Below are 9,894 nucleotides of genomic sequence, written 5' to 3' on the forward strand. Positions count from 1 at the left end.
GCGAGCATCGAGTCGTTCACGGTCGGCGTGCGCGCCGTGAGAAGGGAATCTTCATGAATGACTTCCGATTCGGTCCGGCCGAGCTCTACCTCGTCGGGTTCGAGGGGTCGCGTCCGGATCCGGCGACTTTCCGTGCCTTGACCGATCTCGTCGACAGCGGAGTGGTGCGGCTGCTCGACTTCGTCGTGATCGCGAAATCGGAGACGGGGACGGTCGAGGTCGTCGAGCTCGAGGATGAGGACGGCTCGCTCGGTCTGGATGACTTCGAGCCGATCGCCGCGGGCTTGGCAGGCGAGGAGGACGTCGAGGCGCTGGCCGCGTCGCTCGCGCCGGGCCGGTCTGCGGCACTCGTGGTACTCGAGCTCACCTTCGCGCGCGCCCTTGCACAGAACCTCGCGGCGGCGGGGGGCGAGGTGCTGCGCACGGAGCGCGTCCCGGCGCCCGTGGTGAACGCGGTGATGGACATCCTCGACCAGGAAGGTGAATGACATGCCCTTGAGAAGATTCGGCCGGCCGGGGCTCATCGGCCTCGCGGCCAGGACCGCGGTGGTTGCGGGAACAGCGACAGCCATCGGCGGTGCGATGTCACGGCACCAGGAGCAGCGTGCACAGGGGGAGTACGAACAGCAGCAGTACGAGGCCGCGCAGCAGCAGGCACAGATCGACGCTGCCGCGCAGAACGCCGCCACGCAGTACTCCTCACCGCCGCCGGCAGCCCCCGCAGCGGGGAACGATCTGATCGCGAAGCTGCAGCAGCTCGCATCCCTGAAGGACTCCGGTGTGCTCTCGGAAGCCGAGTTTGCCGCAGCGAAGCAGAAGCTCCTGAGCTGACGACGAGATCGCCCGCCGCCGGAACGACAGCAGAGACGAGAGCGCGAATGAGCGAACTGGACGATCTACGGGCACGAGTCGCCCTGCTGGAGCAGGAGAACGCCGAGCTCGCGAAGCCACGACGCCGTCCGGTGGCCAGGAGCGTCGTCGCGGGAATCGTCCTGGCGGTGGCGGTGCTGTTGGCGCCGATCGCCGCCATGGGGACGTGGGCGCGTCTGCAGCTCGTGGACGCCGATCGCTTCGTCGCGACGTTCGCACCTCTCGCAGCCGACCCCGACGTTCAGGACTTCGTCGCCGATCAGGTCAGCTCCGCCATCCAGGAGCAGGTGGACTTCGACGCCGTCGTCGGCGACGTGTTCGACGGGCTCCGTGAGCTCGATCTGCCACCCCGAGCCTCGTCGGCGCTCTCCCTGTTGGAAGCGCCGGCGGCCAGCGGACTGACCTCCCTCGTCGACGGTGTCATCCATGACGTCGTCGCCTCCGACCAATTCGCCGACATCTGGGCTCAGTCGCTCCGTTTCACCCATGAGCGCGCTGTCGCGATCATGCAGAACAGCCCAGGCACCGCGTTGCAACTCGCAGATGACGGTGTGCTCTCGGTAGATCTCGGTCTCGTCGTCGACCGGGTCAAGGATGCCTTGAAAGAACGCGGCGTCGGATTCGCCGACCTCATCCCCGAGATCGACAGATCGATTCCGATCGCTCAGGCCGACGCGCTGGTGCTGGTGCGCACCCTGTACCAGGTGGCCGTCGCCGCCGGCTTCTGGTTGCCATGGGTCGTTCTCGGTCTCGTGGTCGTCGGCATCGCGGTGGCGCGCAACCGACTGCGGGCACTGTTCTGGACCAGTGCGGCGTTCGCTGCCGCATTCCTCCTCCTCGCAGGAGGAGTGGGCATCGGGCGCACGTTTTTCATCGGTGCCGTCAGCCCGTCGATCATGACCGCGGCGGCCGCGCAGTCGCTGTTCGATCAGGTGACGTCGCTGTTGAGCCCGACGATCGCCGCGCTGGCGATGGTCGGCGTGCTGATCGCTGTCTGGGCATGGGGTGCAGGCACGAGCCGTGCAGCCGTGGCCCTGCGGAGCGCACTCGACAGCGGGTTCTCCGCAACGCGCGGCACGTGGGAGCGTCGCGGATTCTCGACAGGTCGGCTCGGCCTCATGATCGAGCGGTTGCATGGACCCCTCCTGCTCGTGGGCATGGCGATCGCGGTGCTCGTCCTCGTCGTGACCAGACCGGTGACGTTCGGGACCGTGCTCGGCGTGACCGCCGGGCTCGTCGTCTTCGTGATCGTGATCGAGCTGCTCCGACGTCCGGAGCTTCCCTCCCCAGCGGTCGCGGGGGCGTCCGATGCCGACGGGACGAGTGCGGGCCGGAGCGACGTCGACACAGACACAGACACAGACACAGACGTGGAGGGTGGCGCCGCTGTGACGTCGCCGGCCTCGCATTCATGATCGAAGGAGCAGAGGATGTCGGAATTCAACGCGGACTTCGCCGGTCAGATCGAACTGGACGTGCGGGACTCGGTCCCGGACTGGTCACCGTACGAGCTGCGGAAGGCTCCCGATGGTGCACCGAACGTCCTCGTCGTGCTCTACGACGACACCGGACTCGCCTCCTGGTCGCCGTACGGTGGCCGCATCAGCATGCCCACGATGGACCGCCTTGCCCGAGACGGGCTCACGTACACGCAGTGGCACACGACGGCGCTGTGCTCCCCGACCCGATCGACCATGCTCACCGGTCGAAACCACCACGTGAACCGCGCCGGGGTCATCATGGAGGGCACCAACGGGTTCCCCGGATTCGCGGGACGCCTGCCGGGGGAGTGCGCGACGATCGGCCAGATCCTGCAGCAGAACGGCTACTCGACCTTCTGGGTGGGCAAGGACCACAACGTCCCGGAAGAGGACAACGCCCCCGGCGGGGACCGATCGATGTGGCCCCTGCAGCTCGGCTTCGACCGGTTCTACGGATTCCTGGGGGGAGAGACCAACAACTGGTACCCGGACCTGGTCGAGGACAACCACTTCATCGAGGCGCCGGCCACGCCGGAACAGGGCTACCACCTGTCGAAGGACCTCGCCGACCAGGCCCTGAAGATGATCCGCAATCAGCAGGCTTCGAATCCTTCCAAGCCCTGGTACCTCTGGTTCTGTCCTGGCGCGAACCACGCGCCGCACCATGCACCAGAGGAGTACATCGCCAAGTACAAGGGCCGGTTCGACGACGGCTACGACGCCTACCGGGAGTGGGTGCTCGATCGCATGATCGAGAAGGGAGTGCTGCCGGAGGTCACGGCGATGACACCGCTCAACCCGCTTCCCGACGAGGTGGCGAACCCCGCGGATCGCGTGCGCCCCTGGGACGAGCTCAACGACGACGAGAAGAGGCTGTTCGCCCGCTTCGCAGAGGTGTTCGCCGGATTCTCCGAGTACACGGATACGCAGGTGGGTCGCATCATCGACTACCTGGAGGAGACGGATCAGCTCGACAACACGCTGGTCTTCTACTGCGCCGACAACGGAGCTTCGGGGGAGGGATCTCCGGACGGCTCGGTGAATGAGAACAAGTTCTTCAACGGGTATCCCGACGACCTCGCGGAGAACCTCGCGATGATCGACCGCCTCGGATCCGCAGACACCTACAACCACTATCCGACCGGGTGGGCCGCCGCGTTCTCGACGCCGTTCCAGATGTTCAAGCGTTACTCGCAGTATGCAGGGGGAACGTGCGACCCGATGGTCATCCACTGGCCGAAGGGGATCAGCGCGAAGGGGGAGCTGCGTCATCAATACCACCACTCGGTCGATGTCGTCGCCACCGTGCTCGACGTGATCGGGATCGAGATGCCGGAGACATTCCGAGGTGTGCAGCAACATCCGCTCGACGGAGTGTCGATGAAGTACAGCTTCGACGCCGATCCGGACGCGCCCACGCAGAAGCGGACTCAGTACTACTCCATGCTCGGAACACGCGGCATCTGGAAGGACGGCTGGAAGGCGTCCGCCGTCCACGCGCCGCTCAGCGGCAAGGGGCACTTCGACGACGACGTGTGGGAGCTGTATCACGTCGATTCGGACCGTTCCGAGTCGAAGGACCTCGCCGCCGAGCACCCCGAGAAGCTTCAGGAGCTCATCGCCGTGTGGTTCGACGAGGCGAAGGCGAACTTCGCGCTTCCCTTGGACGACCGCTCCGCTCGCGAACTGCTCAACGTCGAGCGCCCGCAGGCGGAACCGGCTCGAGAACGCTACGTGTACTACCCGGGGACCGATGCGGTGCCGGAGAGCGTCGCGGTCAACCTGCGCGGGCGGTCGTACAAGATCGTCGCCGACGTCGTGCTGGAAGAGGGAGCGGAAGGAGTGATCTTCGCGCACGGGTCGAGATTCGGCGGTCACACCCTCTTCATCAAGGACAACCGTCTCTCGTATGTCTACAACTTCCTCGGCATCCCCCCAGAGCAGACGTTCACCTCCGCGGAGCTCACGCCCGGACCGCACACGCTGGGCGTGGACTTCACCCGCGAGAGCGCCGGCGAGCACGGTGAGTCGGTGGGGACAGCCACGCTCTACGTGGATGATGAGGCGGTCGCCTCCGGGCCGATGCGCGCGCAGGTCGGCAAGTTCACCCTGTGCGGGGACGGGCTCTGCGTGGGATGGGACAGTGCGGATCCGGTGAGTCGGCAGTACCGCAATCCGTTCCCGTTCACGGGCGGCAGGTTGATGGGTGTCGGCGTCGACGTCAGCACCGAGCAGTACCGCGATCTCGAGCTCGAGGCAGCGGCCATGCTGTCTCGTGAGTGATCAGGGAGCCGCGGGGAACACCGTCGCCCAGTCGTCTTTCACACTGACCACCGTGTAGCCCTTGTCGTCGGCGCTCGCGAGGGCCTTCTCCGCGCCGGCGTCATAGGGGGTGTCACCGCGTGACGGGTCGTCGTGGTGGATCAGGATCGCGAATCCGGGGCGGGGCCCACACCGGGCGAAGTCCATCATCGCGGTGTCGCCGTTCGAGTTGCCGCCGACGAACAGCGGGCGCCTGCCGATGCGCGTCCAGATGCGGACGGGTTTCTCCGGACCGTCGTCGAAGAAGGCGAGGGAGGAGGAATACCGCACCGTCGCGTCCGCATCGTCCCATGTCAGGCCGAAGGCCGATCCGACCACGCGCTCCGGAGGGATACCGTAGTTCGCCTGCGTCATGGGACGCATGAAGTCGCGCTCGCCGCCGGAGACGATGTAGCAGGTGAAGCCGTGGTGCTCCAGGTATCGGAGCAGCTCGACCATGGGCTGATAGACCGTCTGGGAATAGGGGCGCTTCAATGTCGGGTGCTGAGCGGTGCGATAGAACTCGGCCACCGAACGCGCGTAGTCCTCGACGCTCATCCCGTGCGTGAGCCCGACGAGCGCCTGGATGATGATCGTCAGATCCGAGTCGTCGCCACCGTAGTGCTTGTCGATCGCCGTGCCCAGCCAGCCGTAATCGCCGCTCACGGCCGCGAGGTAGGGCTGGCGCTCGGCGAGCTCGGGTGTGCGCTCGGCGGCGGCTCGCCACTGCTCGACGACATAGTGCAGTTGGGTGATCATGGGCTTCTCGGGCCACAGCGTCCCGTCGTTGTCGAACACGGCGATCCGCTCCTCGACGGGGACTGCGTCCGGCCCCACGGTCACGGCGGCGACGAAATCCTCGATGTCCGTGCGGGTCGGAGTGTCGCGCCACGAAGGCAGGGAGGGGTGTCCGGTCATGTCAGATCCTCGCTTCTCGCCGAGTGTCGGCAGCGGGTCCAGGCTGTCATCCCGCCGCGTGACCGAGACGCTTCGATCACCCCCGGCGGGCGATGCGCGCGATCGGCGAGACGAGCGCGCCCGGTTGACGGGAATACCCCTGGAGGGTATAGGGTTGGCGTGAAGGAGTACCCCACCCGGGTATGCGAGAACGAAAGAGGAACCGTCATGAGCACGAGCGAGTACCAGGTGAGCGGGATGAGCTGCGGCCACTGCGAGGTCGCTATCCGCAGCGAGGTCGGCCAGGTTCCCGGAGTCGACTCGATCGACGTCAGCGCACAGACCGGCAGGCTCGTCGTGACGAGCGCACACCCGCTCGACGATGCGGTGATCCTCGCAGCCGTCGACGAGGCCGGATACCAGGCGGTGCCGGCCTGATGAACACCGCTGGCCGTCTCGGCCTCTACGGCGCGGGACTCGTGATGGTGTTCGGCATCGCATTCGCCGCGGCGGGCGCCATCGTCCCGGACAGTGCGGTCGCGTCCTGGATGGGACGCGCGGGCGCCGGTCATGACGGGCCGTCCCCGCAAGGCGCACAGCAGAACACTCAGAACGGGATGGACGAGGAGATCGACGTGAGTGGAGTGACCATCGCCGCATCGGGATACGCCATGGGCGTGGTCGAAGCGCCGGACGAAAGCGGAGTCGCGGGGGAGCTGTCCTTCGTGATCCGGGACGCCGCCGGCACCCCCGTCACCTCGTATGAGACCGCGCACGGCAAGCAGCTGCACCTGATCGTGGTGCGCAGCGACGGCAGCGGGTACCGCCATGTCCATCCCGAACGGGACGAACACACAGGCACGTGGTCGCTGCCGTGGACCTGGGATGCGGCGGGAACCTACCGCGTCTATGCGGACTTCACCGCGACGGGCGGGACGCCGGTGACACTTTCACGGACGGTGGACATCGCGGGCGTTTTCCAACCGCGTCCCCCGACCGGAACCGAGAGGCGCGTGGCCGTCGACGGCTTCGACGTGTCGATCACCGGCGACCTCGTCGCCGGTGCTGCGAGCGAGCTGACCGTCGAGGTCAGCCGAGACGGCGTGCCCGTCACGACGCTCGAGCCCTACCTGGGCGCCTTCGGCCACCTCGTCGCGCTGCGGGAGGGAGACCTCGCCTACCTGCACGTCCACGCGCACGGCGATGAGCCGGCTCCCGGCGACGTCGCCGGCCCCGAGGTGGTCTTCACCGCCCAGACGCCCACCGCGGGACGATACCTGCTTTACCTCGACTTCCAGGTGGAGGGGACGGTGCACACCGCAGCGTTCGTGCTGGACGCGGAAGCTCCGGCCGACGGGTCGTCGACGGGCACGGGCGAAGACGAGCACGACGAGCACTGAAGCCGTCCACAAGAAGTGCGCTTCCCGCCGTCGTACGGGCAGCGCGAGGATCGAGGAGATCACCATGACGGACACGCAGTCCGCAGCCGCACCGACCAGCGTCGAGCTGGAGATCGGCGGCATGACCTGCGCATCGTGCGCGATGCGGATCGAGAAGAAGCTCAACCGGATCGACGGCATCACCGCGACCGTGAACTACGCGACGGAGAAGGCCAAGGTGACCGCACCGGAGGGATTCGACCCGGCGCTGCTCATCGCGGAGGTGGAGAAGACCGGCTACACCGCCGTTCTCCCCATGCCAGAAGCGAAGACGCCCGCCGGCGAGGTGACCGACGCGTCGGACGCGGAGTTGACCAGCCTCAGGCACCGGCTCGTCGCCTCGATCATCCTGACCGTGCCCGTCATCGCGATGGCGATGATCCCGGCGCTGCAGTTCACCTCCTGGCAGTGGCTCTCGCTGGCTCTGGCCGGACCCGTCATCGTGTGGGCGGCATGGCCGTTCCACAAGGCGGCGTGGACGAACCTCCGGCACGGCGCTGCCACCATGGACACGCTGATCTCGATGGGAACGATCGCCGCACTGCTGTGGTCGCTGTACGCGTTGTTCTTCGGGACCGCGGGGGCACCCGGCATGACGCACCCGTTCGAACTGACCGTGGCACCCAGCGACGGTGCGGCGAACATCTATCTCGAGGTGGGCGCCGGGGTGACGATGTTCATCCTCGCCGGGCGCTACTTCGAGAAGAGGTCCAAGCGCCAGGCCGGGGCGGCACTGCGGGCGCTGCTCGAACTCGGCGCAAAAGACGTCGCCGTGATCCGCGACGGCATCGAGACGCGGATCCCCACCGCCGAACTGAAGCCGGGAGATGAGTTCGTCGCGCGCCCAGGAGAGAAGATCGCCACCGACGGCATCATCGTGTCGGGGACCTCAGCGGTGGACGCCTCGATGCTCACCGGTGAATCGGTGCCGGTGGAGGTGGGCGAGGGGGATGCCGTGACCGGCGCGACCGTCAACGCGGGCGGTCGTCTGATCATCCGTGCCACGCGCGTCGGATCCGACACGCAGCTGGCGCAGATGGCGAAGCTGGTCGAGGACGCGCAGACCGGGAAGGCCGAGGTGCAGCGGCTCGCCGACCGTGTGTCGGGGATCTTCGTGCCCATCGTCATCGCGATCGCCCTCGCCACGCTCGGAGCCTGGCTCGGAGCCGGATTCCCGGCGTCGGCCGCCTTCACCGCCGCTGTCGCCGTCCTCATCATCGCGTGCCCGTGTGCACTCGGTCTCGCGACGCCGACCGCGCTGCTGGTGGGAACGGGACGGGGCGCGCAGATGGGCATCCTGATCAAGGGTCCTGAGGTGCTCGAGTCGACCCGCAAGGTCGACACGGTGGTGCTCGACAAGACCGGGACCGTCACCAGCGGCAGGATGACACTCACCGCGGTGCACACCGCGGCGGGGGTCGACAGGCGGGAGCTGCTCCGCCTTGCGGGTGCGGTGGAGGATGCCTCGGAACACCCGATCGCGCAGGCGGTGGCGAAGGCCGCGACCCAGGAGATCGGAGCGCTCCCCGCGGCGGAGGACTTCGTCAACGTCGAAGGCAAGGGCGTCCAGGGCGTCGTCGACGGACATGCCGTGCTGGTGGGCCGTGAATCGCTGCTGGCGGAGTGGTCGCAGCATCTGCCCGCCGACCTCGCTTCGGCGAAGGCGGAGGCGGAGAGTCAGGGCAAGACGGCCATCGCCGTGGGATGGGACGGGGAAGCCCGTGGTGTGCTCGTGGTGGCCGACACCGTGAAGCCGACCAGCGCGCAGGCCATCTCGCAGCTGAAGAGTCTGGGGCTGACGCCCATCCTTCTCACCGGTGACAACAGAGCGGTGGCCGAGCAGATCGCGGCGGAGGTCGGGATCGCCGAGGTGATCGCGGAAGTGCTGCCGAAGGACAAGGTCGACGTGGTCACCCGGCTCCAGCGCGAGGGCAAGGTCGTCGCGATGGTCGGCGACGGCGTCAACGATGCAGCCGCGCTCGCCCAGGCCGACCTGGGGCTGGCCATGGGCACGGGCACCGACGTCGCGATCGAGGCGAGCGACATCACGCTCGTCCGCGGCGATCTGCGCAGCGCCGCGGACGCGATCCGCCTCTCGAGACGGACACTCGGCACGATCAAGGGCAACCTGTTCTGGGCCTTCGCCTACAACGTCGCGGCGATCCCGCTCGCGGCCCTCGGTCTGCTCAACCCCATGCTCGCCGGTGCGGCGATGGCGTTCTCCAGCGTCTTCGTCGTCGGCAACAGCCTCCGGCTGCGCTCCTTCCGGAGCCAGGCGGCGGATCCCTCTCCGGCACGGAGCGGTGCGGCGCAGGATCGCGCGGCATCGGTCTCCACGCCCGGAACCCGTTGATACCCCAGAGGAGAATGTCATGTCCGATTCCCCCGCAGCCTCCTGCTGCAGCGTGAACAGCACCACCGCCGTGTCCGCCGATGGACGCAATGACCTGCTGGCGCCCGCAGCCGGGGACATGGCGGAGTGTCCGGTGATGGTCGGCAGTCCCGTCGTCATCGCGGATGCCGAGGCCGCCGGCCTGTTCCGCGACTACGAAGGCACGCGCTACTACTTCTGCTGCGCGGGGTGCGGACCGGCGTTCGACGCCGACCCGGCGAAGTACGCCGCCGCTGCCTGAACGTTTCACCCGTGCGGGGGCGCACACCCGTGGCCCCGCACGGCATCGATCTTCCGAGGAGGAGAGGGTGATGAACACTCCGCACCACGACCACACCGCGCATGAGGCGCACGGTACCGCCCAGAGCGAGCCGGGAAGCCCCTACCGTCCGCAGGGCGCAGCTGCGCATGCGGGTCACGACTCCCATGCGGGTCACGGCGATCACGCGGGTCACGGCGGGCACGGCGATCACGTGGCCCAGTTCCGGCGACTGTTCTGGATCATGCTGGCCCT

General features: G+C 67.6%; 10 protein-coding genes. 9 read left to right on the forward strand and 1 reads right to left on the reverse strand.

Annotated elements, in window-relative coordinates; genetic code table 11:
* Positions 1 to 53: 53 nt before the first annotated feature.
* From DSP71_RS13430 to DSP71_RS13445, 4 genes are read left to right on the forward strand one after another with little or no spacing between them, the layout of a single operon-like run.
* Entirely contained in the window at positions 54 to 488 is a 435-nt protein-coding gene (locus tag DSP71_RS13430) for a DUF6325 family protein (RefSeq protein WP_113681331.1), read from the forward strand.
* Position 489: 1 nt separating this feature from the next.
* Entirely contained in the window at positions 490 to 831 is a 342-nt protein-coding gene (locus DSP71_RS13435) for an SHOCT domain-containing protein (protein ID WP_113681332.1), read from the forward strand.
* Positions 832 to 878: 47 nt separating this feature from the next.
* Positions 879 to 2,285: a hypothetical protein gene (locus DSP71_RS13440; RefSeq protein WP_258546440.1), complete on the forward strand. Its 1,407-nt coding sequence runs from the start codon at positions 879 to 881 to the stop codon at positions 2,283 to 2,285.
* A gap of 15 nt (positions 2,286 to 2,300) precedes the next feature.
* Positions 2,301 to 4,634, forward strand: coding sequence for an arylsulfatase (locus DSP71_RS13445; RefSeq protein WP_113681333.1), 2,334 nt, complete (start codon positions 2,301 to 2,303; stop codon positions 4,632 to 4,634).
* Here the strand turns inward: DSP71_RS13445 and DSP71_RS13450 are convergent, their stop codons facing one another.
* Positions 4,635 to 5,570, reverse strand: a complete 936-nt coding sequence (locus DSP71_RS13450) for an HAD family phosphatase (protein ID WP_113681334.1) — start codon at positions 5,568 to 5,570, stop codon at positions 4,635 to 4,637.
* Positions 5,571 to 5,777: 207 nt separating this feature from the next.
* Here DSP71_RS13450 and DSP71_RS13455 point away from each other — a divergent pair, with 207 nt between their 5' ends.
* The 5 genes from DSP71_RS13455 to DSP71_RS23845 form a co-directional block, all read left to right on the forward strand.
* Positions 5,778 to 5,987, forward strand: coding sequence for a heavy-metal-associated domain-containing protein (locus DSP71_RS13455; RefSeq protein ID WP_046746404.1), 210 nt, complete (start codon positions 5,778 to 5,780; stop codon positions 5,985 to 5,987).
* Positions 5,987 to 6,949 (forward strand): heavy-metal-associated domain-containing protein, encoded by a 963-nt coding sequence (locus tag DSP71_RS13460; protein ID WP_113681335.1) that lies wholly within the window; start codon positions 5,987 to 5,989, stop codon positions 6,947 to 6,949. Before DSP71_RS13455 ends, DSP71_RS13460 begins: the two co-directional genes overlap by 1 nt.
* A 64-nt stretch (positions 6,950 to 7,013) precedes the next feature.
* Entirely contained in the window at positions 7,014 to 9,341 is a 2,328-nt protein-coding gene (locus tag DSP71_RS13465; RefSeq protein WP_058631311.1) for a cation-translocating P-type ATPase, read from the forward strand.
* 19 nt (positions 9,342 to 9,360) lie between these two features.
* Entirely contained in the window at positions 9,361 to 9,621 is a 261-nt protein-coding gene (locus DSP71_RS13470) for a YHS domain-containing protein (RefSeq protein ID WP_058631310.1), read from the forward strand.
* Positions 9,622 to 9,691: 70 nt separating this feature from the next.
* Positions 9,692 to 9,894, forward strand: a 203-nt coding sequence (locus tag DSP71_RS23845; protein ID WP_258546441.1) for a hypothetical protein, incomplete at its 3' end; no start/stop codon positions are given.

It is taken from the genome of Microbacterium sp. H6 (genome assembly GCF_003314775.1).
Lineage (GTDB): Bacteria > Actinomycetota > Actinomycetes > Actinomycetales > Microbacteriaceae > Microbacterium > Microbacterium oxydans.

What these genes read in the sequence shown, in the direction of transcription:
- DSP71_RS13440 (WP_258546440.1), top strand. Translation starts at nt 879, where the DNA reads ATGAGCGAACTGGACGATCTACGGGCACGAGTCGCCCTGCTGGAGCAG.
- DSP71_RS13430 (WP_113681331.1), top strand. Translation starts at nt 54, where the DNA reads ATGAATGACTTCCGATTCGGTCCGGCCGAGCTCTACCTCGTCGGGTTC.
- DSP71_RS13450 (WP_113681334.1), bottom strand. Translation starts at nt 5,570, where the DNA reads ATGACCGGACACCCCTCCCTGCCTTCGTGGCGCGACACTCCGACCCGC.
- DSP71_RS13445 (WP_113681333.1), top strand. Translation starts at nt 2,301, where the DNA reads ATGTCGGAATTCAACGCGGACTTCGCCGGTCAGATCGAACTGGACGTG.
- DSP71_RS13460 (WP_113681335.1), top strand. Translation starts at nt 5,987, where the DNA reads ATGAACACCGCTGGCCGTCTCGGCCTCTACGGCGCGGGACTCGTGATG.
- DSP71_RS13465 (WP_058631311.1), top strand. Translation starts at nt 7,014, where the DNA reads ATGACGGACACGCAGTCCGCAGCCGCACCGACCAGCGTCGAGCTGGAG.
- DSP71_RS13435 (WP_113681332.1), top strand. Translation starts at nt 490, where the DNA reads ATGCCCTTGAGAAGATTCGGCCGGCCGGGGCTCATCGGCCTCGCGGCC.
- DSP71_RS13455 (WP_046746404.1), top strand. Translation starts at nt 5,778, where the DNA reads ATGAGCACGAGCGAGTACCAGGTGAGCGGGATGAGCTGCGGCCACTGC.
- DSP71_RS13470 (WP_058631310.1), top strand. Translation starts at nt 9,361, where the DNA reads ATGTCCGATTCCCCCGCAGCCTCCTGCTGCAGCGTGAACAGCACCACC.